The sequence below is a fragment of the Roseateles sp. UC29_93 genome, assembly GCF_042695725.1.
Taxonomy (GTDB): domain Bacteria; phylum Pseudomonadota; class Gammaproteobacteria; order Burkholderiales; family Burkholderiaceae_C; genus Roseateles; species Roseateles noduli_A.
Window position 1 is genome coordinate 2328946 of the sequence record NZ_CP170545.1, and the last position, 26907, is coordinate 2355852.

The 26907-nt window shown below is 69.2% G+C and carries 23 protein-coding genes and 4 pseudogenes; 15 read left to right on the forward strand and 12 right to left on the reverse strand.

Annotation, left to right across the window (positions count from 1 at the left end):
* Positions 1–66: 66 nt before the first annotated feature.
* The 4 genes from hslV to ACFJIX_RS10835 form a co-directional block, all read right to left on the reverse strand.
* Positions 67–627, reverse strand: a complete 561-nt coding sequence (gene hslV / locus ACFJIX_RS10820) for an ATP-dependent protease subunit HslV (protein WP_297525322.1) — start codon at positions 625–627, stop codon at positions 67–69.
* A 243-nt stretch (positions 628–870) separates the two neighbouring features.
* Positions 871–2625, reverse strand: a complete 1755-nt coding sequence (locus tag ACFJIX_RS10825) for a hypothetical protein (RefSeq protein ID WP_377159849.1) — start codon at positions 2623–2625, stop codon at positions 871–873.
* Positions 2626–2716: 91 nt separating this feature from the next.
* A complete protein-coding gene (gene dksA, locus ACFJIX_RS10830) occupies positions 2717–3352 on the reverse strand; it encodes an RNA polymerase-binding protein DksA (protein WP_377159851.1) in 636 nt (211 codons plus the stop codon).
* 150 nt (positions 3353–3502) lie between these two features.
* A complete protein-coding gene (locus ACFJIX_RS10835) occupies positions 3503–4672 on the reverse strand; it encodes a CobW family GTP-binding protein (RefSeq protein ID WP_377159853.1) in 1170 nt (389 codons plus the stop codon).
* Positions 4673–4794: 122 nt separating this feature from the next.
* Here ACFJIX_RS10835 and ACFJIX_RS10840 point away from each other — a divergent pair.
* The 7 genes and pseudogenes from ACFJIX_RS10840 to ACFJIX_RS10870 all read left to right on the forward strand — a co-directional run bounded on the left by ACFJIX_RS10840 (position 4795) and on the right by ACFJIX_RS10870 (position 12952).
* Positions 4795–5680: pseudogene (locus ACFJIX_RS10840) on the forward strand (HlyC/CorC family transporter).
* The gene (lnt, locus tag ACFJIX_RS10845; RefSeq protein WP_377159855.1) at positions 5680–7230 is read left to right on the forward strand and encodes an apolipoprotein N-acyltransferase; all 1551 of its coding nucleotides are present in this window, start codon (positions 5680–5682) and stop codon (positions 7228–7230) included. The pseudogene ACFJIX_RS10840 and the gene lnt overlap by 1 nt, the downstream one beginning before the upstream one ends.
* 100 nt (positions 7231–7330) lie before the next feature.
* Positions 7331–8308: a glycine--tRNA ligase subunit alpha gene (gene glyQ / locus ACFJIX_RS10850; protein ID WP_377159857.1), complete on the forward strand. Its 978-nt coding sequence runs from the start codon at positions 7331–7333 to the stop codon at positions 8306–8308.
* A 19-nt stretch (positions 8309–8327) separates the two neighbouring features.
* Entirely contained in the window at positions 8328–10469 is a 2142-nt protein-coding gene (glyS, locus tag ACFJIX_RS10855) for a glycine--tRNA ligase subunit beta (RefSeq protein WP_377159859.1), read from the forward strand.
* 75 nt (positions 10470–10544) lie between these two features.
* Entirely contained in the window at positions 10545–11195 is a 651-nt protein-coding gene (gene gmhB / locus ACFJIX_RS10860) for a D-glycero-beta-D-manno-heptose 1,7-bisphosphate 7-phosphatase (protein ID WP_377159861.1), read from the forward strand.
* Positions 11195–12013 (forward strand): lysophospholipid acyltransferase family protein, encoded by an 819-nt coding sequence (locus tag ACFJIX_RS10865; protein ID WP_377159863.1) that lies wholly within the window; start codon positions 11195–11197, stop codon positions 12011–12013. Before gmhB ends, ACFJIX_RS10865 begins: the two co-directional genes overlap by 1 nt.
* 15 nt (positions 12014–12028) lie before the next feature.
* Complete coding sequence (locus ACFJIX_RS10870) at positions 12029–12952, forward strand: M48 family metallopeptidase (RefSeq protein ID WP_377159865.1); 924 nt, start codon at positions 12029–12031, stop codon at positions 12950–12952.
* Positions 12953–13268: 316 nt separating this feature from the next.
* On the opposite strand, the gene ACFJIX_RS10875 is transcribed toward ACFJIX_RS10870, so the two are convergent.
* Positions 13269–14336, reverse strand: coding sequence for an MBL fold metallo-hydrolase (locus ACFJIX_RS10875; protein ID WP_377159867.1), 1068 nt, complete (start codon positions 14334–14336; stop codon positions 13269–13271).
* A 45-nt stretch (positions 14337–14381) separates the two neighbouring features.
* On the opposite strand from ACFJIX_RS10875, the gene ACFJIX_RS10880 reads away from it, so the two are divergent.
* From ACFJIX_RS10880 to ACFJIX_RS10895, 4 genes are all read left to right on the forward strand, one after another.
* Positions 14382–14852, forward strand: coding sequence for a MerR family DNA-binding transcriptional regulator (locus ACFJIX_RS10880; protein ID WP_377159869.1), 471 nt, complete (start codon positions 14382–14384; stop codon positions 14850–14852).
* Positions 14853–15002: 150 nt separating this feature from the next.
* Positions 15003–15392, forward strand: a complete 390-nt coding sequence (locus tag ACFJIX_RS10885; RefSeq protein ID WP_377159871.1) for an S-adenosylmethionine decarboxylase family protein — start codon at positions 15003–15005, stop codon at positions 15390–15392.
* 39 nt (positions 15393–15431) lie between these two features.
* Positions 15432–16685 carry a YjgN family protein gene (locus tag ACFJIX_RS10890; protein WP_377159873.1) on the forward strand — a complete coding sequence of 418 codons (1254 nt, stop codon included), beginning with the start codon at positions 15432–15434 and terminating at the stop codon, positions 16683–16685.
* 16 nt (positions 16686–16701) lie between these two features.
* Entirely contained in the window at positions 16702–17805 is a 1104-nt protein-coding gene (locus tag ACFJIX_RS10895; RefSeq protein WP_377159875.1) for a M48 family metallopeptidase, read from the forward strand.
* Positions 17806–17975: 170 nt separating this feature from the next.
* Here ACFJIX_RS10895 and ACFJIX_RS10900 read toward each other — a convergent pair.
* The 3 genes and pseudogenes from ACFJIX_RS10900 to ACFJIX_RS10910 all read right to left on the reverse strand — a co-directional run.
* Positions 17976–18893: pseudogene (locus ACFJIX_RS10900) on the reverse strand (alpha/beta hydrolase family protein); the annotation flags it as partial.
* 265 nt (positions 18894–19158) lie between these two features.
* Positions 19159–21063 (reverse strand): hypothetical protein, encoded by a 1905-nt coding sequence (locus tag ACFJIX_RS10905; RefSeq protein ID WP_377159877.1) that lies wholly within the window; start codon positions 21061–21063, stop codon positions 19159–19161.
* Between the two features lie 67 nt (positions 21064–21130).
* A complete protein-coding gene (locus tag ACFJIX_RS10910; protein WP_377159879.1) occupies positions 21131–21835 on the reverse strand; it encodes an alpha/beta hydrolase in 705 nt (234 codons plus the stop codon).
* A 184-nt stretch (positions 21836–22019) separates the two neighbouring features.
* Between ACFJIX_RS10910 and ACFJIX_RS10915 the strand changes: the two genes are divergently transcribed.
* Entirely contained in the window at positions 22020–22385 is a 366-nt protein-coding gene (locus tag ACFJIX_RS10915; protein WP_377159881.1) for a PspC domain-containing protein, read from the forward strand.
* A gap of 148 nt (positions 22386–22533) precedes the next feature.
* Here ACFJIX_RS10915 and ACFJIX_RS10920 read toward each other — a convergent pair whose 3' ends face one another.
* A complete protein-coding gene (locus tag ACFJIX_RS10920) occupies positions 22534–22842 on the reverse strand; it encodes a hypothetical protein (RefSeq protein WP_377162152.1) in 309 nt (102 codons plus the stop codon).
* Between the two features lie 116 nt (positions 22843–22958).
* Positions 22959–23183 (reverse strand): annotated as a pseudogene (locus tag ACFJIX_RS10925) (methyltransferase type 11); the annotation flags it as partial.
* A 474-nt stretch (positions 23184–23657) separates the two neighbouring features.
* Here ACFJIX_RS10925 and ACFJIX_RS10930 point away from each other — a divergent pair.
* The 3 genes and pseudogenes from ACFJIX_RS10930 (at position 23658) to ACFJIX_RS10940 (ending at position 25892) form a co-directional block, all read left to right on the forward strand.
* Positions 23658–23837 carry a hypothetical protein gene (locus ACFJIX_RS10930; protein ID WP_377159883.1) on the forward strand — a complete coding sequence of 60 codons (180 nt, stop codon included), beginning with the start codon at positions 23658–23660 and terminating at the stop codon, positions 23835–23837.
* 485 nt (positions 23838–24322) lie between these two features.
* Positions 24323–24718: pseudogene (locus ACFJIX_RS10935) on the forward strand (alkaline phosphatase); the annotation flags it as partial.
* A 190-nt stretch (positions 24719–24908) separates the two neighbouring features.
* Entirely contained in the window at positions 24909–25892 is a 984-nt protein-coding gene (locus ACFJIX_RS10940) for an alkaline phosphatase (protein WP_377161712.1), read from the forward strand.
* 369 nt (positions 25893–26261) lie between these two features.
* Here ACFJIX_RS10940 and ACFJIX_RS10945 read toward each other — a convergent pair whose 3' ends face one another.
* Both ACFJIX_RS10945 and ACFJIX_RS10950 read right to left on the reverse strand, forming a co-directional pair.
* The gene (locus ACFJIX_RS10945; RefSeq protein ID WP_377159885.1) at positions 26262–26606 is read right to left on the reverse strand and encodes a type II toxin-antitoxin system ChpB family toxin; all 345 of its coding nucleotides are present in this window, start codon (positions 26604–26606) and stop codon (positions 26262–26264) included.
* 3 nt (positions 26607–26609) lie between these two features.
* Positions 26610–26852: an AbrB/MazE/SpoVT family DNA-binding domain-containing protein gene (locus tag ACFJIX_RS10950; protein WP_377159887.1), complete on the reverse strand. Its 243-nt coding sequence runs from the start codon at positions 26850–26852 to the stop codon at positions 26610–26612.
* Positions 26853–26907 lie beyond the last annotated feature (55 nt).

Sequence of the window (26907 nt, forward strand, 5' to 3'; positions counted from 1 at the left end):
AGTACATCGACCGATCCCCCGAGGGGATGGCCACTTGCTTGGGGCGGCCCGGCGCCGCGTGGCTGTTCATTCGAGGACCTCGATCGTGTGATTGCCGTTGGTGTAGATGCAGATCTCGCCGGCAATGACCAGCGACTGCTTGACGATGTCCACCGCGCTCAGCTCGCTGTGGTTGAGCAGCGCCTTGGCCGCCGCCTGCGCATACGCGCCGCCGCTGCCGATGGCGACGATGCCTTGCTCCGGTTCCAGCACGTCGCCGTTGCCGGTGATGATCAGCGAGGCCGTGCGATCGGCCACCGCCAGCATCGCCTCCAGCCGCCGCAGCACGCGGTCGGTGCGCCAGTCCCGCGTCAGCTCCACGGCCGCGCGCACGAGGTTGCCCTCGTACTTCTCGAGCTTGGCCTCGAAGCGCTCGAAGAGCGTGAACGCGTCCGCCGTCGCGCCGGCGAAGCCGGCCAGCACCTGGTTCTTGTGGAGCTTGCGCACCTTGCGCGCCGTCGACTTGACGACGATGGTGCCCAGCGTGACCTGACCGTCGCCGCCGATCGCGACCTGGTTGCCGCGGCGCACGCTGACGATGGTGGTGCCGTGGTACGGCGGGAGCGGGGAGGAATGGTCTTGAGACATGGGCGATCCAAACGTCTTGAACGTCGTGAAGACCTCACGTGGGTTCCCTCGCGGAAATCACAAGGTGAGGAGACGGTGAGGAAAAGGCTGCGGCGCCGCGTGTGCGAAAGCCGGTTGACGAGGTCGATGATCGGACATCCGAAAGCACAACGGGGCCAGAAGCCCCGTTGTCGCGAAGGTCGCGAAGTGTGAAACCGCCAGGACGGCCAGGACGGCCAGGACGGCCAGGACGGCCGCGTCGCCTCAGACGTGCCGGACCTTGACCCGCGCGTGTTCGTTGATGCCCATCGCGCCGAAGAACAGCGCGACCAGCCGGTGCGCATCGCTGAACTGCACCGCGCGGTTCTCGCTGCGGCGGGCCAGGACCCAGTTCAGCAGGTCACCCGCGGCCATGAAGTCCAGGCGGATCAGCTTCGGGCAGGCGATCGTCACCAGCGACGCGCCGCCCAGCTGCTCGGTCATCAGCGCCAGCGTCTCGCTGATGTCGCCGCTGAGCTGGCCGGACAGTTCCATCAGCGCCGCCGTGTTGACCGCGTCGGTCATCGTCGACTCGAGGAAGGCGATGCCGGTGTCCATCGCCGCCGGTTGGATGGACGACGGCGAACTGGTCGACAGCGCGTTGCCGCTGATGCGGACGTGGCACAGCGCCTTTTCCCAGCTCGGCGGGGAGACCTCGTAGGTCACGCAGTAGTCGATCGCGACCTCGTCGAACTGGTCCGGGCGATTGGCCAGGCGCAGCGCTTCGAGCCGCAGCATCCAGAGGATGGGATCCGCGTCGCGGCTGCCCACCGGCGCCTGGTCCCGCAGCACCTGGAAGAAGTGGTCGCCGGACAGCCAGCGCAGGTCCAGCGCCTGTTGCGCCCAGGCACGGAACAGGTCGCGCAGCTTGGCGCAGGCCTCGATGTCGATCTGGCGCAGCGGCGCCCAGTCGATCACCCAGGGCATCGGCAGGTTCTCGCAGCGCGTGCGCATCTGCGTCACGGCCTCGGTGTCCAGGTACTCCGGCGTGGTCCACGACACGCTGCTCGCGCGGCCGCGCGGGGCGCGTTCCGCCTGCACCGCCTCGGCCACCAGCTTGGGCAGCGAGAACCATTGCGGCGACGACAGCCCGAACTGCTGCGCGTAGTCGTTGGCCAGATTCTCGAACTTGCCCTGCTGGCCGGTCGCCCGGTAGAGGTCGAACAGCACCAGCCAGGTCTCGGGGTGCTCGTGACGCGCGCCGCCCTCGCGGGTCAGGTCGATCAGGCTGCGCTCGCAATGCTCGTAGTCGGCATTGGCGAAGGCGATGACCGCCTCGTCCAGCTCGGCGTCGTGGACGACCTCGCTGACCTCGACCTGCGGATCCGCGACGTGGAAGCTCAGCGTCGGGATCTCCTTCTTCAGCTCGGGGATCGGCGCCGGAGCGCCGGCCGGTGCCGGCGGCGCGATGCCGCCGCCCATCGACGCCGCGGCCGGCGCGGGCGTCAGGTCCAGGCGTTCGATGTCGGCGCGCGGCGCATGGTCGGAGACGCGCGCGCCGATCTGGTCCGCCGGCTGCGTCGCCGCGAAGTTGATCGGACGCGTGCTGGTCTCGAAGAAGCCGGGCGGATGCTGCCCCTGGATCTGCGGCGGGACGAAGCCCTCGCCGACCATCTGCTGCTCGATCTGGTCGATCTTGGCCTTCACGGTGCCGTCGTCGCGCCGCACGCCCTGGATCTCGCTGATGCGGCCCAGTTCGTCGATGCCCGAGGTCGCATGACCACCCAGGGCGGCCAGTTGCTCGGGCGTCAGGCCTTCACGGCGGATCTTGCGCAGCATGTCGAGTTCGCGCTTGCGCACGAAGTCGTTGCGGCGCTTGCGCTCCACCATCGCCCGCAGCTCGGCCTTCGCGGCGTCGGCCTCGGGATCGTCCTGGCGCGAGTTGATCTCCGCCCAGTCGGTCGTCGGATTGGCGACGAAGCGCGCCACCTTGCGGAAGAAGCTCTCGCCTTCTTTGGTGCCGTCTTTGGGGTCGGACATGCTCTAGCGGACCTTGCTCTTCGCAGTGTTGCGCGGTAATGCGCAGTGTTGGCGGTTCTTCCTGTGGCTTGGCGGGCGAAGCCCGGGCGACTCAGTCGCCGAACATCTTCTGCTTCAGCTCGCGGCGCTGCTGCGCCTCGAGCGACAGCGTGGCGGTCGGACGGGCGATCAGGCGGCCCAGGCCGATCGGCTCGCCGGTCTCGTCGCAGTAGCCGTACTCGCCGCTGTCCAGGCGCGTCAGCGACTGCATGATCTTCTTGAGCAGCTTGCGCTCGCGGTCGCGGGTGCGCAGCTCCAGCGCGTGCTCTTCCTCGATCGTGGCGCGGTCGGCCGGATCGGGGACGATGGACGTGTCCTCGCGCAGGTGCTCGGTCGTCTCGCCGGCGTTGGACAGGATGTCTTCCTTCAACTGCGTCAGCTTGGCGCGGAAGAAGTCGACCTGCTTGTCGTTCATGTATTCGGTGTCGGGCATCGCGAGCACTTCGGCATCGGACAGTTCGGCACCGGCCTTGGTTTTCCAGGCAGAGGAGAGTTTGGGATCGGCTTTCACGGCAGGTCGGCTGTTCTGGTTCGTTGATGTCGGGGTCGAGGGCCGGACGGGGCTGTCCAGCAGTGAGACCGTGCTGTCGGGGGCGTCCGCCACGGCGGACTTGTCCTCCGCCGCGGCCTTGGACGCCTTCGAGGGAGTCTTGGTCGCAGCGGTCTTGGAGGCCGGGGTCTTGCTCACGTTCACTCTCCTAGCGGCTCTTTATACCTGCTCGACATGAGAAGCCGGGGCTTCCCGCCGTTGGCGCAGGGGCCTGGTTCGGGCGCGGCGGATTGTAGCCACCTCCGCCGACGTCCCAGCGATGGCCTTGAGCCATCGGTCAGTGTGGCACTAAGCCAGACACCCTTCCAGCCCCTGCATGAGGATGTCCTTCGGCAAATCGATACCGATGAACACCATCTTGCTGACCTTCTTTTCATCGGGCAGCCACTTCGGACCGAGATCCGAGCCCATCAGCTGGTGCACGCCCTGGAAGATGACCTTCTTGTCGGTGCCGTTCATGTTCAGCACGCCCTTGTAGCGCAGCATCTTCGGGCCATACACCTGCACGATCGCGCCAAGGAAGTCCTCCAGCTTGGCCGGATTGAACGGCCGTTCCGAGCGGAAGACGAAGGACTTGACGTCGTCGTCGTGGTGATGGTGGTGCGGATGGTCGCAGGCTTCGCCGGGGGCGTGGTCGTGGCCTTCGTGGCCGTGATCGTGGCCGTGATCGTGCGAATGACCGTGGTCATGGCCGTGGTCGTGTCCGTGGTCATGCCCGTGGTCATGCCCGTGATCGTCCACGGCCAGGAACTCCGGATCGATCTCCAGCTTGGCGTTCAGGTTGAAGCCGCGCAGGTCGAAGACGTCCTTGATCGGCACCTCGCCGAAATGGACCTTGGACTGCGGCGCGCGCGGGTTCATGTGCTTGAGGCGGTGCGACAGCGCGTCGACCGCCGCGGCGTCGACCAGGTCGGTCTTGCTCAGGAAGATCTGGTCGGCGAAGCCCACCTGGCGGCGTGCTTCCTGGCGCGTGTCGAGCTGGTCGTTGGCGTGCTTGACGTCCACTAGCGTCAGGATCGAGTCGAGCAGGAAGGTCTCCGCGATCTCGTCGTCCATGAAGAAGGTCTGCGCGACCGGGCCCGGATCGGCCAGGCCGGTGGTCTCGATGACGACGCGCTCGAAATCGAGCTCGCCCTTGCGCCGTTTCGCGGCCAGATCGGCCAGCGTGGTGCGCAGATCCTCGCGGATGGTGCAGCAGACGCAGCCGTTGCTCAGCTGGATGATCTGCTCCTGGGTCTCGCTGACGAGGATGTCGTTGTCGATGTTCTCCTCGCCGAACTCGTTCTCGATGACGGCGATCTTCTGGCCGTGCGCCTCGGTCAGCACGCGCTTGAGCAGCGTGGTCTTGCCCGAGCCCAGGAAGCCCGTGAGGATGGTGGCGGGGATGAGGCCCGTGGCGGCACTGCCCGCCGGACTCGTTGTGGAAGCCTGTGCGGCGGTATCAGGGACGGACGACATGGTGAAGACCAATCTGTAAGGGAAGCCTGGGCCCGGCAACTGAGGGCGGATGACTGTGTTTCAAGCGAATGTCAATGTCAATCGGTTATTCTGGCGCCTCTTCAACGACGGCACACACCCCAGTGTCTGAACCTCAGCCTAGTCGGCCCGCCAAACATGGCGGGCGTGGCAATGAACAACGCGGCCTGCTCGAACGCGTCCTCGAATTCCTGCACCCCGGGCCCGACTCGACCAGCGAGCTGATCGAGAACTTCGCCGAAGCGGAGGAGCGCGACCTGATCGCGCCCGAATCGCGCCAGATGCTCGAGGGCGTCCTGCGGATGGCCGAACTCAGCGCCGGCGACGTGATGGTCGCCGCGCCGCGGATGGACCTGCTGGACATCCAGTCTTCCGCCGACGAACTGCTGGCCTACGTCATCGACACCGGCCACTCGCGTTTCCCGGTGTACGACGGCCAGCGCGACAACATCATCGGCATCCTGCTGGCCAAGGACCTGCTCAAGCTCCAGCGCGCGCCGGAACTGAACCTGCGCGCCTTGCTGCGCCCGGCAGTTTTCGTGCCCGAGAGCAAGGGCCTGAACGAACTGCTGCGCGATTTCCGTTCCAACCGCAATCACCTGGCCATCGTCATCGACGAATTCGGCAACACGGCGGGCCTGATCACCATCGAGGACGTGCTCGAGGAGATCGTGGGCGAGATCGAGGACGAATTCGACGTCGGCGACGGCGATGCCGGCATCTACACGCTGGCCGACGGCAGCTACCGCGTCGCCGGCGACGCCGACGTGGCCGCGGTCAACGAGTCCTTCGGGCTGTCGCTGTCGGTGGCCGACTTCGACACCATCGGCGGCCTGGTCGCGCACGAGCACCGGCCGCGTGCCGCGGCGCGGCGAGACCGTCGAGGTCGCCGGGCTGCGCTTCTCGGTGATGATCAACCGCGGCGGCGCCGTGCGCTGGTTCAAGGTGACCCGCGCGCCGGCTTCCGAGGCCGACGACCACAGCGGCTGATGCGCCGCGGATCTCGCTTCGACGGCTCCCGCGGGGCCGACGGATTCGAACGCCCCGCCCGCCAGGGATGGCGCGCGTGGCTGTGCCATCCCGCGCTGGCGCTCGTCGCCGGCGTGCTGCACACGGCCTCGTTCTCGCCCAGTCCGGCGTGGTGGCTGCAGCCGCTGGCGCTCGCCTGGCTGATCGCGGCCTGCGACGGTGCCAAGCCGCGCCGCGCCGCGCTGACCGGCGCGCTGTTCGGCGTCGGCTGGCTGGCCTCCGGGCTGTGGTGGCTCTACATCAGCATGCACGACTTCGGGCATCTGCCCGCGGCCGTGTCCGCGCTCGCGGTGCTGGCGCTGGCGCTGTTCCTGTCGACCTACTACGCCGCCGGCATGGGCCTGGCCGCGCGCTGGTCGGCGGGCGCCGCGCCGTGGCGGCGCGCGCTGGCCTTCGCCGGGCTGTGGCTGGGGGCGGAACTCGTCCGCGCCACCTTCCTCACCGGCTTCCCGTGGATCGCCAGCGGCTACGCGCATGCGCAGGGTCCGCTGGCCGCGTTCGCGCCCTACCTGGGCGTCTACGGCATCACGGCGCTGGCGGCGCTCGTGGCGGCGGCGCTGGCGCTGCGGCGCTGGGCGCTGCTGGCCGCACTCGTCGTCGCCATCGGCGCGGGACAGTTCCTGCCGCAGGACTTCACGCGGTCCACCGGCACGCTGGCCGTCTCGCTGGTGCAGCCCAACATTCCGCAGGACCAGAAGTTCGATCGCGAGCGTTTCGACCAGAACCTGGACCAGCTGATCGCGCTGATCGACGCCGCCCGGGGTCAGGTCGTGATCACGCCGGAGTCGGTGCTGCCGGTGCCGCTGGCCTTCCTCGACGAGGACCACGTCGAGCGCCTGCGCCGCGGCGCCGAGACGCGTCCGCTGCTGCTCGGCACCTTCCTGGGCAACTCGACGGACGGCTTCGTCAACTCGCTGGTGGGCGTGGGCTTCGCGCGGCGCTACGACTACGGCAAGCGTCATCTGCTGCCCTTCGGCGAGTTCATCCCGCCGGGCTTCCACTGGTTCGTCAAGGCGATGGACATCCCGCTGGACGATCAGGCCAGCGGCACGCACGAGGGCGCGCTGCCCTTCGCGGGACAGCGCCTGCGGCCGCTGATCTGCTACGAGGATCTGTTCGGCGAGGACGTCGTCGCCAGCGCGCTCGACAGCGGCGAGCCGGCCGCGACGGTGCTCGTCAACGTCAGCAACCTGGCGTGGTTCGGGCCGCGCATGGTGCAGGACCAGCACCTGCAGTTCTCGCAGATGCGGGCGCTGGAGTTCCAGCGCCCGATCGTGCGCGCGACCAACACCGGCGCGACCGCGCATGTCGACCACCGCGGGCGCGTGCTCGCGCGGCTGCCGGCGGAGCAGGCCGGCGTGCTGGAAGTGAGCGTCGACGGCCGCAGCGGCGTCACGCCGTATGCGCGCTGGCTGGCGCTGCTCGGGCTGTGGCCGTTGTGGGCGCTGGCCGCGCTCGGCGTGCTGCCGGTGCTGGGCCGTCGCCGTCCCGCGTCGGCGCGCCTGGCCTGAACGGGGTCCGCGTCCCCGAGACGGGACGCCGGTGCGCGGCACGAGGCGCACATAGAATCGGTCGGTTTTCTCCAACGCCCGCCGACGGCCCGACGTCCCTATGCTGACTTTCCAGCAACTGATCCTCCGCCTGCAGGAATACTGGTCCCAGCAAGGCTGTGCCCTGCTGCAGCCCTACGACATGGAAGTCGGCGCCGGCACCAGCCACACCGCGACCTTCCTGCGCGCGCTCGGTCCCGAGCCCTGGAAGGCCGCCTACGTCCAGCCCAGCCGCCGCCCCAAGGACGGCCGCTACGGCGAGAACCCGAACCGCCTGCAGCACTATTACCAGTTCCAGGTCGTGCTCAAGCCCGCGCCGGCCAACATCCTGGAGCTCTACCTCGGCTCGCTGGAGGCGCTCGGCTTCGACCTGAAGAAGAACGACGTCCGCTTCGTCGAGGACGACTGGGAGAACCCGACGCTCGGCTGCTGGGGCCTGGGCTGGGAGGTCTGGCTCAACGGCATGGAGGTGACGCAGTTCACCTACTTCCAGCAGGTCGGCGGCATCGACTGCAAGCCGATCACCGGCGAGATCACCTACGGCCTCGAGCGCCTGGCGATGTACCTGCAGGGCAAGGAGTCCGTGTACGACCTGGTCTACACCGACGGCCTCACCTACGGCGACGTGTTCCATCAGAACGAGGTCGAGCAGTCGACCTACAACTTCGAGCACAGCGACGTCGACTTCCTGCTGAACGCCTTCGGCGCATATGAGCGCAAGTCCAAGGACCTGATGGACGCGCACCTGGCGCTGCCCGCCTACGAGCAGCTGCTCAAGGCCGCCCACACCTTCAACCTGCTGGACGCGCGCGGCGCGATCAGCGTGACCGAGCGCGCCGCCTACATCGGCCGCATCCGCAACCTCGCCCGCGCCGTGGCGCAGAGCTATCTGGAGAGCCGTGCGCGGCTCGGCTTCCCGATGGCGCCCAAGGACTGGGCCGACGAGGTGATCGCGCAGATCGAGAAGAAGAGCGCCGAGGCGGCCGCCAAGTCTGAAAAGGCTGCCGACAAGGCTTCGGACAAGAAGACCGCCGCCTGACGACGAGGAACCCCCCAGCATGACCACGAAGAATCTTCTCGTCGAACTGTTTGTCGAGGAACTGCCGCCCAAGGCGCTGAAGAAGCTCGGCGAGGCGTTCTCGACGGCGCTGACCGACTCGCTGAAGGCGCAGGGCCTGGCCGAGGCCGGCTCCGCCGTGACCGCCTTCGCGACGCCGCGCCGCCTGGCCGTGCACCTGACCGGTGTCGGCGCCAAGGCCGCCGACCGCGCCGTGCAGCAGAAGCTGATGCCGGTGGCGGTGGCGCTGGATGCGTCGGGCAACGCGACGCCCGCGCTGCTGAAGAAGCTGGCTTCGGTCGGCGCGGACGCGTCGGCCGTCCCCAGCCTGAAGCGCGCGCCGGACGGCAAGGCCGAGGCGCTGTTCCTGGACACCGTCGTCGCCGGCGTCACGCTGAAGGACGGCCTGCAGAAGGCGCTGGATGAGGCGCTCGCGAAGCTGCCGATCCCCAAGGTCATGACCTATCAACTGGCCGACGGCTGGAGCGACGTCAAGTTCGTCCGCCCCGCCCACGGCCTGATCGCGCTGCATGGCGACGAGCTCGTCGAGATCAGCGCGCTCGGCCTGACTTCCGGCCGCATGACGCGCGGCCACCGCTTTGAGACCCAGGTGGCCGAGATCTCGATCAAGAGCGCCGACACCTACGAGCAGCAGCTGCGCGAGGAAGGCCGCGTCATCGCGTCCTTCGAGCAGCGCCGCAACGACATCGTGCGTCAGCTGCAGGCGCAGGCCGAGCCGCTGGGCCTGACGCCGATCGACGCGCCCGAGCTGCTGGACGAAGTGACCGCGCTGGTCGAGCTGCCCAACGTGCTCTCGTGCCAGTTCGAGCCCGAGTTCCTGGCCGTGCCGCAGGAATGCCTCATCCTGACGATGAAGGCCAACCAGAAGTACTTCCCGCTGCTGGACGGCCACGGCAAGCTGACGCACCGCTTCCTGGTCGTCAGCAACGTGCATCCGGACGACGCCTCCAAGGTCGTCGAGGGCAACGAGCGCGTCGTGCGCCCCCGCCTGGCCGACGCGAAGTTCTTCTTCGACCAGGACCGCAAGAAGACGCTCGCCTCGCGCGTCGAGGGCCTGGGCAAGGTCGTGTACCACGGCAAGCTCGGCAGCCAGGGCGACCGGGCCGAGCGCGTGCGCGCGATCGCGCACACGATCGTCAACCAGCTGCGCATGGCCCAGCACCCGTACACGGCGGAAGCCAAGGACGAGTTCGACATGCTCGACAGCAAGGTCAAGGAAGCCGCGCTGCTGGCCAAGACCGACCTGCTGACCGACATGGTCGGCGAGTTCCCCGAGCTGCAAGGCATCATGGGTGGCTACTACGCGCGCCATGAAGGCCTGCGCGACGGCGTCGCCAAGGCCATCGAGGACCACTACAAGCCGCGCTTCGCCGGCGATGCGCTGCCGCGCAACCACACCGGCACCGTCGTCGCGCTGGCCGACAAGCTGGAGACGCTGGTCGGCCTGTTCGGCATTGGCCAGCTGCCCACCGGCGACAAGGACCCGTTCGCGCTGCGCCGCCATGCGCTGGGCGTGATCCGCATCCTGGTCGAGAACCACATGCACCTGTCGCTGCCCGAACTGATCGAGGGCGCGCTGCCCGCATTCGGCGAGCTGATCCAGGACCCGAGCGAGCCGCTGCTGGGCTTCTTCGCCGACCGCCTGGCGGTCAGCCTGCGCGACCAGGGCTACAGCGCCCAGGAAGTCGACGCGGTGCTGGCGCTGAACCCGGCCCGCCTGGGCGACGTGCCCAAGCGCCTGGGCGCCGTGCGCGCCTTCGCGGCGCTGCCGGAATCGGCCTCGCTGGCCGCGGCCAACAAGCGCGTGGGCAACATCCTCAAGAAGGTCGAGGGCGAGCTCCCGACCGAAGTGACCCCCGCGCTGCTGACCGAGGCCGCCGAGAAGGCGCTCGCCGACGCGCTGGCCGGCGTGAAGCCGCAGGCCGACGCGCTGTTCGAGCAGCACGACTACGCCGGTTCGCTGAAGGCGCTGGCCGCGCTGAAGGCGCCGGTCGATGCGTTCTTCGACGACGTCATGGTCAACGCCGAGGACCCGGCCTTGCGCGCCAACCGCCAGGCGCTGCTCAAGCAGCTGCACGAGGCGATGAACCGCGTGGCCGACCTGTCGCGCCTGGCCGTCTGAGCGGCGGCTGATCGTTCCCCGTCGTCGCCCCTCGTCGCCCCGTCGTCGTCCAAACGCAGTTCACTGGAGACCCCGATGCCTACCCGGTCCGACCATCCGCACGGCATGAAGCTGGTGATCCTGGGCCGCGACGGCACGATCAACCGCTACCGCGACGACCACGTGAAGTCGCCCGAGGAACTCGAGCCGCTGCCCGGCGCGCTCGAGGCCGTCGCGCGGCTGAACCACGCCGGCTGGCACACCGTCATGGCCACGAACCAGCCCGGCATCGGCCGCGGGCTGATCGACATGGCCTCGCTGAATGCCGTCCACCTGCGGCTCAACCAGCTGCTGGCGGAGAAGGGCGGTCGGCTCGATGCCGCGTTCTTCTGCCCGCACGCGCCGGAAGACAACTGCAACTGCCGCAAGCCGCTGCCGGGCCTGATCGAACAGATCGGCGAACGCTTCGGCGTGGACCTGAAGAACGTCCACATGGTCGGCGCCAGCGTGCGCGACCTGCAGACCGCGCGCAACGCCGGCTGCGTGCCGCACCTGGTGCGCGGCGACCGGCTCGCCGGCGTCGAGGAAGCGCAGCTGCAGGAGCAGATCGCGCTCGTGCCCGGCTCGCGCGTGCACCAGGACCTGGCGGCCTTCGCCGAAACCCTCATCCACGCGGAACGCCGCGCCCGCGCCGAGTCGCGGGGCGAGTCCGCCGAACCCGATACCGCTCCTGGAGACCTGGGCTGATGCTCGTTGCGCTGCGTTCCTTCCTCTTCGTCCTCTACCTCATCGTCACCGTCGTCCCCTGGGGCAGCGCGGTGGTGCTCTGCTCGCTGTTCCTGAACAGCACCCAGCTGTACTGGATGTGTGCCAACTGGCTGCGCGTCGCGATCTGGGGGGCCAAGCTCATCTGCGGCGTGCACTGGCGCGTCCGCGGCATGGAGCACCTGCCCACCGACCCGAAGCAGTCGGTGATCCTGCTGTCCAAGCACCAGTCGACCTGGGAGACCTTCGCCTACCCGATGCTGATGCCGCGGCCGCTGGCCTACGTGTTCAAGCGGGAGCTGATCTACATCCCGTTCTTCGGCTGGTCGATGGCGCGACTCGACATGATCCACATCGATCGCAGCAAGCGCAGCGAGGCCTGGAACAAGGTGGCCGCGCAGGGCAAGCGGATCGCGGCGCTGGGCCACTGGATCATCATGTTCCCGGAAGGCACGCGCGTGGCGCGCGGCAAGGCCGGCGATTACAAGACCGGCGGCTCGCGCCTGGCGGTCGAGACCGGCGTGCCGGTGGTGCCGATCGCGATGAACTCCGCGACCTGCTGGCCGCGCAAGAGCTTCCTGTTGAAACCTGGCACGATCGATGTCTCCATCGGCCCGATGATCCCCAGCACCGGTCGCGCGCCGGCCGAACTGATGAAGGAAGTGCAGGCCTGGATCGAGGCCGAGATGCGGGTGCTCGACCCCGCGGCCTATCCGGCGTCCGCGTCGGGCGAGGTGACTCAGGCACCGCCCACGCCGCCTGCGCCACCCGCGCCGCCGCCCACGCCGGCCGCCGCCTGATTACACTCGCAGCCCATGCTGCCTTCCAAGCTGCGGGGACTGGGCGCGCTGCTGAACAACTTCACGCAGCTGTCGCTGTTCGACACCGAGCCCCAGCCCCAGCCCGTTTCTCCGACAACGTCACCGCTGCCCCCGCCGGAGCCGCTCGCGCCGACGCCGCGGTCGCGTGGCGATGCCGGCGCGTCGACGCGTCAGGTCTTGCTCCAGGGCCAGTCCATTCCCTATGAACTGAAACGCGCGCGGCGCCGCAGCATCGGCTTCACCGTGAGCGAGGACGGCCTGCGCGTGTCCGCGCCGAAGTGGGTGCCGCTGGGCGACATCGACAAGGCGCTGCAGCAGAAGGGCGAATGGATCCTGCGCAAGCTCGTCGAGCAGCGCGAGCGCGCGCGACGCACGCAGGCGGCTCGCGTCCATTGGGGCGACGGCTGCAGCCTGCCTTACCTGGGCGAACCGCTGATCGTGGTGCTCGATCCGTCGCAGACGGGCGCGCGGCTCGACGAGGGTCAGGCCGATCCGCAACCGACGCTGGCGACGGTGCCGCGCCGCATGCTCTACCTCGGCCTGCCGCAAGACGCGACCCCCGAGCAGATCCGCGACACGGTGCAGGCCTGGTTGCAGCGCCAGGCGCGGCAGCGATTCGAGCAGCGTTGCCGGCACTTCGCGGGGCCGCTCGGCGTCACGATGACGGGGTTGCGGCTCTCGTCCGCGCAGACGCGCTGGGGCAGCGCCAGCGCGGACGGCATGATCCGGCTCAACTGGCGGCTCATCCACTTCTCGCCGGCGCTGATCGACTACGTCGTCGCGCATGAACTCGCGCACCTCAAGGAGATGAACCACAGCCCGCGTTTCTGGGCGGTGGTGAGATCCGTGTTCCCCGAATACGAGCTCGCGCGCGATCGTCTCAAGCAGGCCGTGCTGCCGCTGATGGACGAGGCCTGAGGCGGGCGGACGCAGTACGTTTCGGGCTTCCCCCTTCAGGGGGGCTTGTAGCTGATTTGAGTGGCGGTACACACTGCGAGTTGCTGTCATCACTCGCATCTGAGTCAGAACTTCCTCCCGCGTTCCGCTCCCGGCGGCGCTCAGGGTTCCCCGGCCGACAGGCTGCGTCAGGACAACCCGCGCTCAGAGCCGACAAGCTGATGCATAACAAGGCGCAGCGCCGCCGTCCCGTGATCGGGGCGGCGGCGACTGTCTTTCTGGGGGCTGTTTTCTTGCGCCGTCGCGCACGGACGGACGCCAGCGCGGCGTCGCGGCCTCAGGCCGAGAAGCGATGGATCCCGTCCTCGTCCAGCGTGCGCCGCAGCAGCCCGCCCAGCCACAGGCGATTCAGGTGGGCCACCGCCTCGCCCATCGCGAAGGTCGTCTGGTGCAGGTCCAGCGGCCGGCGGAACATCATCGGCAGCAGCTCCGCCGCATGACAGGGCTTCGCCGTGCAGGCCTCGAGCACTTCCGCCAGACGCTCCCGATGGTGCTGTTCCAGCTGATCGATGCGCGCATGCAGGCCGCGGAACGGCTTGCCGTGGGCGGGCAGCACCAGCGTGTCGGCGGGCAGGGCGGTCAACCGCGCGAGCGAGTCCAGGTAGAGCTGCAGCGGATCCGCTTCCGGCTCCCCATCGACGACCGACACGTTGGTCGAGATCCTCGGCAACACCATGTCGCCGGCGATCATCACGCCGAGCCCGTTCCCCTGCGTCTGGCTGAACAGGCTGATGTGCTCCGGCGCATGACCGTAGCCGACGAGGCAGCGCCAGTCGTGATCGCCGATGCGCACCGTCATGCCGTCCATGAGCCGGCGGAAGGCGGCGGGGATCGCCGGCACCATGCTCGGGTAGTAGCTGGCGCGGCCGCGGATCTTCTCCAGTGCCGCGGAGTCGGTCAGCCCATGGCTGCCGAAGAACGCCGCCGCCGCTTCGCCGCCCATGCCGACCGTCGACGACGAGGCGACCTTCGCCAGCTGATAGTCGGTGGCGCTGATCCACAGCCGGCACTGCCAGCGCTCGGTCAGCCAGTGGCCCAGTCCGAGGTGGTCGGGATGGAAGTGCGTGGCGATCACGCGCAGCACCGGCAGGCCGTCCAGGCGCTCGGCGAAGACGCGCTCCCAGTTCGCCTTCGTGGTGTCGTTGTGGATGCCGCAATCGACGATGGTCCAGCCCTCACGACCGTCGAGCACGTCGCGCAGCAGCCAGAGGTTGATGTGGTCCAGCGCGAAGGGCAGCCCCATCCGCACCCAGCGCACGCCGGGCAGCAGGTCCAGTGCTTCGCCGGGACCTGGCAGCGTGTCGCCCAGGGGGTAGGAGAGTTCCGATTCGCGAGGATTGGCCATGGCTTTAGACTTACGTTTACGTCAACGTCATTTGCCAGTGTAGCCATGAGCCCCTCACCCCGCCCGACCCCGGCCGATGACCTGCCCGAGGACGCGCTGCCCGAGGCCGGCGACGACGCGGGGCCGCTGTTCACGATCACCGAACTGGCGGCCGAGTTCGACATCACTCCCCGGGCGATCCGTTTCTACGAGGACATGGGACTGCTGACGCCTGCGCGTGCCGGTCGCAACCGTGTCTACACGCAGCGCGACCGCACGCGACTGAAGCTGACCTTGCGCGGCAAGCGGCTGGGCCTGTCGCTGCAGGAGATCAAGCAGCTGGTCGACATGTACGACAACCAGTCGGACACGGTGCCGCAGGCGCGCGCCTTCCTCGGCGTCCTGGAGCAGCACCGCCGCCAACTCCAACAGCAGCTGAACGACATCGAGATCACGCTCGAGGAAATCGCCCAGCACGAAGAGCGCTGCCACGCGCTCCTCGCCGAGGCCGGCGCCGAACAACAACCGACCGCCTGACTCGGTCCCAAACCGCGGCAGTACGCCAGTGGTTGGGGACGGCAGGGCGCAGGGTTTCGGCGCTTGCCGCCGGGGCCCTGCGCTCTGGCGGCCAACGCCCCGGTTTCCGCAGGACAGCCCTGCGCAGGACAGCCCCTAAACTCCCAGCCAATGAACGGCTTGCACCTCACCGCCGACCTGGCCGGCTGCGCCAACGAAGATCTGCTCACGGACGGGTCAGGTCTTGCGCGGGCGATCCGAGCGGCCGCGGAGGGTGCGGGCCTGAGCGTCGTCGGCGAACACTGGCACCGCTTCCCCGATGCCCCGGACGGTCAGCCCGGCGGCATCACCGGCATGCTGCTGCTCGCGGAGTCGCACGTCGCGCTCCACACCTGGCCCGAGATCGCGTCGGTCACGCTGGACGTCTACGTCTGCAACTACGGCGGTGACAACTCGGCCAAGGCGCGCGCGCTGATGGCGACGATGGTGGCGCTGTTCGCGCCGGCCGACGCCCGGGAGCACACGCTCGTCCGAGGGCGGCTCGGCGCCGAGGCCCTTTAGTAGACTCGCCCGGGCCGCGAGAGCCCGGGAGTAGAGGGATTGATCGAGAGCACGACCGAGCTGACGCTGGTGCCCAAGGCGCCGCCGGCGGCACCAGCCACGTCCGCGCCTGCGCGCGGGCCGGGCTCGGTGTCGCCTGCGCCCGCGCGGCCGGTCGGCCGGTCGTCGGGCGCCGCGTCCGCGCCGGACGCCCTCGCCGCCCAGCGTCATGCGCAGCGGCTCGAGTTCACCGGCACCGGCGGCGACTACTTCCGCGTCTGGATCGTCAACGCGCTGCTGACGCTGGCGACGCTCGGCGTCTATTCCGCCTGGGCGAAGCGCCGCAAGGCCCGCTGGTTCGCGCGGCACACGCTGCTGGCGGGTGAACCCTTCGACTTCCACGGCGACCCGCGCCGCATCCTCGCCGGACGCGTGATCGCGCTGATCCTGCTGATCGCCTACGGCCACGCATTCGACTGGTCCGCGGTGGCGGGCTTCGCCATGCTGGCGGTGCTCTACGCGGCCGGACCGATGCTGTTCGCGGGCGCCCAGCGCTTCAAGCTGGGCAACACCAGCTGGCGTGGCCTGCGCTTCGGGTTCCAGGCAAACGCCGTCACCGTCTATGCGTCCTGCCTGCCGCTGCTGGTGGCGTGGACGCTGGCGTCGTTGGTCGCGGGCTGGGGCTCGAATCCGCTCGTCGACGGGCTGGCCGCATTGGCGCTGTTCCTGCTGCTGCCGCTCGCGCATGGCCGGCTCAAGCGCTTCCAGCATCGCCATGCCCGCTACGGCACGCTCGCCTTCGACTTCCAGCTGTCCGTCGACGCGTTCTACGGTCTGTACGTGCGTCTGGGGTTGGCGCTGATCGTCGGCGGCGTCGTGGCCGCGCTGCTCGGCTTCGGCGTGTCCGCCGCCTTGAAGCTGGTACCGGGCGCGGAAGAAGGGCCGGTGAGTACCGTCCTGCCGCTGATGGCGCTGGCCGTGGTCTGGACCTTCGCCTGGCCGGTCTACGTCGCGCGGCTTCAGCACCTCACCTGGACCCGCACGCACCTGTCGGGCGGCATCGGATTCGCCTACGCGATCTCAGAATTCGCGCTGTTCAAGACGCTGCTGACCCACGGCCTGCTGACGCTGCTGACGCTGGGCCTGTACTGGCCCTTCCTGGCCGTGCGGATCGCCAAGATGCGCATCGAGGGCCTGGTCGTGCTGTCCGATACCCCGATCGGTGAACTCGTCGTGACCGCCCCGCAGCGTCGCGGTCGCGGCGCGATCGGCGACGGCGCCGCCGAGGCCTTCGGCCTGGACATCGGCTGGTGAGCGCGCAGGACCCGCCATGAAACCGCAAACCCTCACCGCCACCGCCCGCTGGTTCGACGGCGCCGAGAACCGGCCGCACGAGGTGCGCGTGCGCCTGAGCCGCAATCACTTCGAATTCATGCCGTGGCCGCCGCGCCCGCAAAGCTCGTCGTCGACGCCGCCGTCGGAGGCGGAGCTGGCCGCGTCGCGGCCGTCGATGCCCGGCCTGCGCCGCTACGCCCGCAAGGCGCTGCAGGTCGGCGAATGGTGGCGCGGCCGCCCGACGCCGGTCGGCCTGCCGGACGGCGGTACGGTCTGGCTCCCCGCGGACAGCGCGATGGGACGGGTACTCGGCGGCCAGTCGCTGATGTCGTTGATCATCGGCAGCTGGAGCCTGGCCGCGTGCGCGCTTGTGGCGCTGATCGCGCTGGTCGTGTGGTTCGACCGCCAGGGCGTGGGGCTGCTGGCGCGTGCCGCGCTGCCGCTGATTCCGACGCAGCTCGACGGCGCGGTCGGCAAGCGGGTCGAGGAGCAGCTCGCGGCCACCTGGCTGAAGCCGTCCCAGCTGCCGGCGCAACGCCAGCAGGCGATCCGCGCGCGCTTCGCCGACATCGCCGGACGCGTGTTCCCGGGCGTGGCCCTGGACGTCCGCTTCGCGCGCCAGGGCGACCGCCCCGGCCTCAATGCGATGGCGCTGCCCAACGGCACCCTCTTCGTCTTCGACGGCCTGGCGGAATTGCTGAGCGAGGACGAGCTGATCGCCGTGCTCGGCCACGAGGCCGGCCATGTGAAGCACCGCCACGCGATGCGCCACCTGGTGCAGGGCGCCGGGCTGCTGTCGGTGGCGGGCGTGGTGATGGGCGACTTCTCATCGGTCGCGGCGGGCACGCTGGCCTCGGTGCAGACGCTGCGCTACTCGCGCGACGCGGAGCGCGAATCCGACGCCGAGGCGCAGCGCCTGATCCTGCGGGAACACCTGCCCAACGAGACGCTGGTCGGCGCGTGGCTCAAGGTGCTGGAGCAGATGCGGCGGGACGGCCGCGTCGACAGCGGCACGGCATGGCTGTCGATACACCCGCCGATCGGCGAGCGCATCGAGAGCGCCCGGCGCGCGGCGCAGAACGCGGAACCGCCGCGCTGAGACCTACTGGCGCTCGTGGAGGTTGACGATTCCTGGCCCTTGGCCACGGCGGTCTCCGCCGGCGGCGTCGCCGGTTTGAACTGGCCCATCACGTCGCGCTTGCCCCGTTCGAGGCAGGGCACCGGCTGGTCCATCCACGTGGGCCGCGGACTGCCGAGCAGGTAGTGATCGAAGAACTCGGCCATGTGCACGGTGAAGTGCTTCATGTCGTCGCGGTCGCGCAGGCCGTGCTTCTCGCCGTTGTAGTTGAACCAGTACGCCTCCTTGCCCAGGCGGCGCAGCGCGGTGAAGAACTCGATGCCCTGGTACCAGGGCACCGCGTCATCCTCGTCGTTGTGGATCGTCAGGTAGGGCGTGGTGACCTTGTCGACACGGAAGATCGGCGAGTTCTCCAGGTACAGGTCCGGACGCTCCCAGGGCGTGGCGCCGATGCGGCTCTGACCGTGCTCGTACTGGAACGCGCGGCTGATGCCCGCGCCCCAACGGATGCCGCCGTAGCCGCTGATCATGTTGGCCATCGACGCGCCGGCCTCCGCCGCGCGGAACTGGTTCGTGTGCGTGATCAGGTAGTTGATCTGGTACGCGCCCCAGCTGTGCCCCTGGATGCCGACGCGCTTGGGATCGACGTAACCCTTGGCGATCTGCTGGCGGATCGCCGGCAGCACCGTGTTCATCGCACTCTTGCCGGGCTGCCCGGTCGTGTAGACGATGTCCGGACGCAGCACCAGGTAGCCGTTGCTGACGTAGCGCGTGACGTTGATGTTCTGCGCCGGCGCCGGCGGGATGTAGCGGTACCGGTTGTCGGTCATCTTCTCGTAGATGTAGACCATCATCGGGTACTGCTTTTTCGGGTCGAAGTCGGCCGGCTTGGCCAGCAGCGCGCGCAGCTTCTTGCCGTCGGCGGCGGTGTACTCGATCAGCTCCTGCGTGCCCCATGCGTAGCGCGACTGCTGCGGGTTGGCGTCGCTGATCTTCTGCGGCTGCTGGAACGCGAGCGTCGAGGTCCACAGGTCCGGGAACTGCGTGAAGCTCTGCTGCGTGAAGACGATGCGGTCCGCGTCCTTGGCCTTGATCAGGCCGCCGATCATGCGGTCGTCCTGGATCAGCGCTTTCGGCACACCACCGGTCGCGTCGACGCGGTAGTAGCCGCTGGCGCGCGTGATGTCCTGCGTGCCGGCCAGCGTCAGTGCATCCGCGGGCAGGGGCTTCTTGTCGGCGTCCTCGGGATCGAGCGGCACGACGCGCAACTGCAGCTGCTGCTTGCGGCCCCAGCCCTGCGTGAGGTTGCGGGACTGGCCGGTGGCCGGCTGCACGGCCCAGAGGTCGAACTTGTCGTAGACGACGACGCTGTCGTCATCCGCGGTCCAGCCGGCGCTGCCGTAGGGGGAGGGCAGGTCGGGCACGTCGCGGTCGTCGTTGTCGAAGCGCGACTTGATCTTGCCGGTGAGGTCGATGGCGGCGGCGGTGTCGGTGCGCCAGGCCATCCAGCGCGCAGCCGGCGCGTCGAAGCCCAGCACGTAGCGGCCGGCCGGCGACAGCGTCGGCGCATGGCGCAGCTTGCGCGCCAGCGGCCGGGCCGCACCGGTGTTCAGGTCGACGGCATAGGCGTCCATGTAGGCACCTTCCCACGACATCAGCTGGCGATACGGCAGTTCGCTCAGGCCGAGCGCGACGGTGGCGTTCTCGTTGACCTGGATCGTGGGCAGGTCCTTCGTCGCGAGCTGCACGAAGCGCGCCGCGTCGACGTCGTCGCCCAAGTGCACGACCGCGCGGTAGCTGCGCGTGCGCTCCCGCTCGGCCTTGGCCTTCTGCGCCGACTGCAGCTCCGGATCCTTCCAGTGCCAGAGGTCGACCTTCATCGGCTCGGGCGCATCCTTGGGCTCGGGGCGCGGGGAGCTCGGCGGTGCCGAGGAACAGGCGCTGTCCGTCCTCGCTGAAGGCGAGCGCGGCGTGCTCGCTCGGCGTCCAGCCGGCGGGCATGCCGGCGGTCTGCGCGCTGACCAGCACCGCGGCGCGCTCCTGGCCGGCCTTCCACAGGAAGAGCTTGAACGGCGTGGGATCGGGCCTGTCGGCCTTCTCGTCCTTCTTCTCCTCCTTTTCGTCGGCCCGCTTCGCCTTCTCCGCGGCCTTGGTCTCGGCGACGTGATCGCGGCTGCTGACGAACGCCAGGCGGCGGCCGGCCTCGTCGAAGCGCAGCTGCTTGTAGCTGCCGGCGCCCGACATCACCGCGCGCGCCTGCGTCGGCGCGGCCGGGTCGATCAGGTAGACGCCCTCGCGGGCCGCGTCATCGGGGCAGGTCTTGCCTCGGCGACGACCGCGGGCGGAGCGTCCGATACCGTGGATGCGCCGGGGACGCCTGGGCGCCGATGCCGACGCTGCGGGCACGGCGGGCGCGCTCGGCTTGGACGCGTCCTTCTTCGCCGGTTCCTTGACGGACACGACGTAGGCCAGCAGCGTTCCGCCGTTGTTCCAGGCGAAGTCCGACGCGTCCTTGAAGGCGTTGCGCTGCTTCGTCTCCGCGTCGATCAGCAGCAGGTCGTTGCCGGGGACCTTCTTGGCGGATGGCGCGCCGCCCTCGGCGGGCGCTTCCTGATCGCGCGGATTCGCGTCGAGATCGGCATCGATGCCGGCATCGATCCCGTCATCCATCTCGGCGTCGACCTTGGCCGGCGCCGCCTTGGCGTCCTTCGAGCCTTCCTTCTTCGCCGGCGCCTCCAGCAACAACGCCAGATGCTGGCCGCCGTCCTTGCCCCAGGCGAAGCGCTTCACGCGGTCGACGATCTGACCTTGCCGGTGCTGAGGTCCATCCAGGCCGCGCCGGCCTTGGGGGGCGTCGTCGCCCTTCTTCTTGTCCTTCTTGGCCTTGTCGAGCTCGACCCGCGTCGGCTGCACGGCGAAGGCGACGAATCGCCCGTCGGCGCTGAACTGCGGCGAGGTCCCGCGCGGCGCGCGGTACTCGCGGCCGTCGGCGACGTGGCGCACGACGAGTTCGCCATCGGCCTCCTGCGCGACCAGCGCGTAGGCGATCCACTGCCCGTCGCGGCTCAGCTGCGTGTGCTGGATGCTGCGCCAGGTGGCGTAGACGTCGTGCGTGATCGGCAGCCTGGCGGCGATGGGCTGCGCCACCGAAGCCGCCGCCGCGGCGACCGGCGTGGCGGACTGCGGCGGCGTGGCCGCGGACAACGGCGCGAGCGGCGCCAACGGCAGCAGGGCGAACGACAGCGCGGGGAGCGAGGACAGGAGGGACCGGTTGGACATGGGGCGGAAGAAGAAGTCGAGGAAGTGGGCGGACAGGCAGTGGGAGCCGAGGGACAGGAGCCGCGGATCAGCCGCCGGCTGAGTCCGCGGCGCCCGCGGCGGTCAGCGTCTTCACGAGCCAGGCCTGCAGGTCCTGGATCTCGTCCATGCTGACCTCGTGGGCCATCGGGTACTCGTGCCACTCGACGTCGTGGCCGAGCCGGCGCAGCTCGGCCAGCGACGCGTGCGCGCGGGCCGGCACGACGACGCCGTCGTTGCTGCCGTGCGCCAGGAAGATCGGCGTGTCCGCGTTGGCGGCGTTCCGTTCGGCTTCGGTCGTGCCCAGCACGGGCAGATAGCCGGACAGGCCGACGAGCCCCGCCAGCCGTTTCGGATACCGCAGCCCGGTCATCAGCGTCATCGCGCAGCCCTGCGAGAAGCCCATCAACACGACGCGCTCCGGCGGGATGCCGAACTCGCTTTCCTCGCGCGCGATCAGGTCCTCGATCAGGCGCTGCGACACGCGCAGGCCGTCGGCGTCCTCGCGCTGGCTGAGGTCGCCGTGGCGGATGTCGTACCAGGCGCGCATGCGCATGCCGCCGTTGATGGTGACGGGGATCTCGGGCGCGCTCGGCAGCACGACGCGCAGGCCGCCCAGCGCCAGCACCGGCGACAGGTCCAGGGCCTGGACCACGGGCACGAAGTCGTTGCCGTCGGCGCCCAGGCCGTGCAGCACCAGGAGGCTGAAACGGGGCGCCTCGCGGGTCTGCAGTTCGATGGTTTCGAGGTTCATGGACGGGAACGCTAGTCCGCCGCGCGGCGCCGGGCCTGGGTGGAAACGCCCTGTCGCGCCTCATCCGCTCCGCATCGCGCCCAGATGCAGCCGGTCGCACACGCCTCGCGGCAGGCCGGGCCGATGCGTAGTCTTCAACCCATCGCATCTTCCGATGCACGACTCTCCGGGAAAGGAGCCCACCATGTCCGACAGCGAAGAACTCAGCCGCCTGGCCGATCTGCATCAACGCGGCATCCTCAGCGACGAGGAGTTCGCCAAGGCCAAGGAGCGCGTGCTGAACGCCAGCGCCCGGTCGTCGAGTTCGACGTCCTATGCCTACGCCACGCCGCACGGCGGCAGCAGCGGCGCGCCGGTGGTGAACGCGATCAACACCTTCCGTCGCAGCCGCGACGACCGCTGGATCGGCGGCGTGTGCGGCGGGCTCGCCCGGCTGAGCGGGCTCGCGGCGTGGTTCTGGCGCATCGTGTTCGTGGCGCTCACGACCTGCGCCGGGGGTGGGGTGCTGCTCTACCTGCTGTTGTGGATCTTTGTGCCGCTGGAGGATTGAGGGAGGCCGCCTGCCTGCGGAGGGTGGGGCGTTGGCCGCCGAGGCATGAGGCCCCGGAGTCAAGCTCCGAAACCTCACGCCTCACCGTCCCCAACCACCACCGTCCTTCGACGGTTTCGCTACCGAGCACCCCGTGAGGCTGTGAGGGCTAGACCGAGCCGGTCAACACATACGCGGAGGCGAGCCAGCGGCGCTCGACCTCCGCGTTCTTCATCCGGGACTCGAGCAGCCGCCATGGGCACTCCAGGCCGTCCATGCGCACGATCGAGTGCATCGCCGCACCAAGCACGAACAGGTTGCTCACCGGCATCCACGGCGGCGCCCAGGCGAGTCCCGCCGCCACGATGCGAGCACCGGGCTTGAGCGCCGAGAAGGCGCGCTCCAGGCCTTCCTCGCTCTGCAGCACATCGTGCGTGAAGAAGAAGAGCGCCGCGTCCGCGCGGCGCTTGCCGAGCACTGACGCGTAGTCCGCGTCCTCCGCGGTGGCCGGCAGGAAGTCGATCGATGCGTCGAGGTGATCGACCGCGCGCGCTGCCGCGCCTGGCGCATCATCGTCTCGCAGGGCTCGACGGCCACCACGCGGCCGGTGCGTCCGACGGCGCGGCTGAGGCCGGGCAGGCTCAGCCCCGTGCCCGCGCCGACGTCGAGCACGGTCTGCCCCGGTTGCAGGCCGAGCAGCGCGATCGCCTCGCGCCGCAGCGGCGCCACCGGCATCAGCTCGTAGTCATAGACCGGCGCACGGCGCGCGTACAGCGCGTTCAGGGCGTGAAGCCCGGGCCGAGGGTCTGGCGTGTTCATGGACTCCCTTGTGCTGGCGGGCCAGCTTCGCGGCGTGCGACCCGCGGTGTCAAGCAAGAAAAACGGAGCGTCACGGAACCGTCATGCGGGACCGAAAAGAATCGCGTCCCTATGTGCGTCCAACTCACCACAGGTACGCGGCTTGCCCGCCGTGCCGCCCGCTCGATTGCCGCGCTGTGCGCCGCGGTCGCCCTTCTGCCCCTCTCCGTGTCCGGGCACACGCCGGGCCCGCCCCCGCTGAAGCGGTGGCCGATCTGAAGTTCGCTCAGTTCTTCAAGTCGCCGATCGGGCCGGCGGGCCTGGAGCTCTCCGACCAGCTGCGCGCCGCCGATGGTCGCGCGGTGCGACTGGTCGGCTACATGGTCGCGCAGGAGCAGGCCAAGCCGGGCCGCTTCTGGCTCACGCCGCGCCCGGTGCGCATGAGCGAACACGCCGACGGCGAGGCGGATGACCTGCCCGCGGCCACGGTCACCCGTGCTGCTCGATCCGGCCCAGCGGGACCGCCTCGTCGCCCATCGCAACGGACTGGTGACGCTCACCGGCACGCTGTCGATCGGCCGCGTCGAGGACGAGACCGGCCGCGTGTCCTGGATCCGCCTGCAACTGCCGACCGACGCCCTTTCCGATTCCCCCGACTCGAGCTCCCAACGATGAAACATCTGCCTTCCCTGCTCGCCGGCGCTTGCGCGTTGCTGGCGCTGAGCGCCGCGAACAACGCTGTGGCGGCTCCGACCGTCACCCGCCTGACGCCGCCGAGCGAGCGCTTCTCCAGCGGCCAGCCGGAGCCGGTCATCGCGCGCTTCCTGCCCGGCCAACGCTTCGACCTGCAGGCCACGATCAAGCCGGACGCCGGCCAGCGCATCACTGCCGCGCGCTTCGTGATCGATGGCAAGCCGGTCGACGCGACGGTCGCGTTGCGCGACTGCGCCACCGGCTGCGTGAAGGGCGTGAGCGCCGAGACCGCGATCGCGACGATCCGCGCGGTGAGCCTGGACAAGGCCGGCCGCCATGAGTTCAGCGTCGAGGCCACCCAGTCCGACGGTCAGAAGGTCGCCGCCATCGGCAATTTCGACGTGGTGCCCTTCACCGCGGCGATGGGCCCGAAGGTCAAGAACATCATCATCCTGCTGGGCGACGGCATGGGCGCCGCGCAACGCACCGCGGCCCGCATCGTCAAGGGCGGCTACGCGCAGGGCAAGGTGATCAACCCGCTGGCGATGGACACCTTCCCGGCGACCGGCATGGTGAAGACGGCGTCGTTGAACTCGGTGGTGACGGACTCGTCGCCGGGCATGACGTCCTACGTCTCGGGCAACAAGAACAACAACAATGAAGAAGGCGTGTTCCCCGACGACACCGTCGAGCCCTTCGACAACCCGCGCATCGAATACCTGTCGGAGTACCTGCATCGCACGCAGGGCAAGGCGCTGGGCATCGTGACGACGGCCGACGTGTTCGACGCGACACCGGCTGGCAACGCAGTGCACACGAGCAACCGCGGCGCGGGCACCGGCATCGTCGACCAGTTCTTCGACGACCGCTCGCGCACCGGCCTGACGGTGCTGCTGGGCGGCGGCCGGCAAGTGGTTCCTGCCGGCGGGCACGGCCGGCTCGGAGCGTGCCGACAGCAACGACTACGCGTTCTCGGCGACCGATCCCCACACGTCGGAGATCGTCAAGCGCTGGGGTGCCGCCCCGGGTTCGAAGGACAAGGGCCGCGACCTGATCCAGGAGTTCCAGGGCGCCGGCTACCGCTACGCGCCGACGAAGACCGAGCTCGAGGCCGCCACGGCGGGCGCGGGCGCCGACAAGCTGCTGGGCCTGTTCGCGTTCTCCAACATGAACGTGGCGCTGGACAAGATCGACGGCCGCCGCGGCGCGAAGAAGGGCCTGGCCGGCGGCAGCGTCGTCGACGACTACGGCTTCCCCGACCAGCCGATGCTCGACGAGATGGCCAAGGCCGCGATCGCGACGCTGAAGAAGCAGTCCAAGGGCTTCGTGCTGATGATCGAGGGCGCCTCGATCGACAAGCAGGCGCACAACATGGACAGCGAGCGCTGGATGCTCGACACGATCGAGTTCGACCGTGCCGTGCAGGTCGCGCAGGATTTCGCGCGCGAGAACGGCGACACGCTGGTCATCGTGACGGCGGATCACGAATGCTCGGGCGCGGCGCTGATCGGCGGCTCGATGCTGACCGACCAGGCGCTGCTGGACGCGGCGACGAAGAAGGGTGCGGCCAACCTGCGCGACAAGGTCGTCGGCGTGTACGAGAAGGCGGGCTTCCCGCGTTACCGCATCGCCGCCGACGGTTATCCGGAAGCGACCGACATCGACTACCGCCTGCTGGTCGGATACGGCGCGAACGCCGATCGCTACGAAGACTGGCGCACGAACGCGACGCCGCTGCGTGATTCGCAGCAGCCGCTGGCCAAGGCCGAACCGCTGAAGTGGTACCCGGCCAACGCCGCCGAACGCGACGACGCGACGGGCGAGTTCCTGGTCACGGGCCAGGTGCCCGGCGAGCAGGCGGTGCACACCGCGACGGACATCCCGCTGTCGGCTTTCGGCCCGGGCGCGTTGGCGTTCACCGGCGTCATCGACAACACGGACGTGTTCTTCAAGCTCGCGCAGGCGGCGGTGAAGGGCGCGACGGCGCCGGCGGATGCAACCGGCGCGAAGCGGCCGGCGAAGGTCACCAAGCAGTGATCGTCATCGCCCGGCAGCGACTTCAATGGCGGGGCCCGTAAGCCCCTGTCCTGCGCAACTCGACACTGCGTCACTCGCAGACAACCGCGACGAAATCTGCGAGGCGGCGAACCTGAAGGGACAAGTTCCGACAAATGAACTTGTCCTTTTTTTGCCGCTTTCGTGGTCGATCCGTTGTCCGATCTCCGGGCCCACATGCCGGTGTTCGGCTGGGTTATCAGAAGCTGGCCCTGCCGCTGGCGACGCGCGCCCTGATCACCGACGCGCTGAGGCGGGCAAACGATCCGACCCCGTCGCTGCGGGCTCGAGTGGCACGCTGGCAATGAGCGCGACCGGCCTGGTCCGGCCGTCTGCACGTCGCTGTCGAGGTCACTGCAACAGTCCCGACAGCCGTGCCAGCGCATCGTCGATGACCTCCATGGGCACCTGCTCGATGCGTCGCGCCTTGCGCGCGTGGAGGTCCAGCATCCGGATCTTGTTGACCAGCGCCGCGCCCTGCGTCTTGCATCCCGTGCCGGTCAAGGTCACGGCGAAGCCAGCATGACGAGCGAAGTCGCCTCCCTGCGTGATGGGCGCCACCAGGACGTCTCCGAGCGCGTTGAACTCCTTGGTCGTCAGGACCAGGGCGGGGCGCGTCCCGCGCTGTTCGAATCCCAGCGCGGGATCGAGAGGCACCGCGACGATATCGCCTCGGTCAAAGACTTTCCTCACCACGCTTCACCGCCTTCCGGCTTCATGCGATCCCAGTCCGCCATGTCCGCCGGTGGCGCTGCGGAGAGATCGCACTGGGCAATCATCTCGGCCAGCGTGTACTTGCGTTTTCGGGGTCAGGACGATGCGACGGTCGGACGTGGTCTCCAGCGTCAGGGCATGACCCGCGGTCAGACCCAGGTTGCGGAGCACGGTCGGCGGGAGGATCAACGCGGTACTGTTTCCCATTTTCTTCAACACCACTTCCATGAGCGCCTCCCTTCCATTGCAGCCTGGGTCGGATTCTAGAAGGGCGATGCAGTTG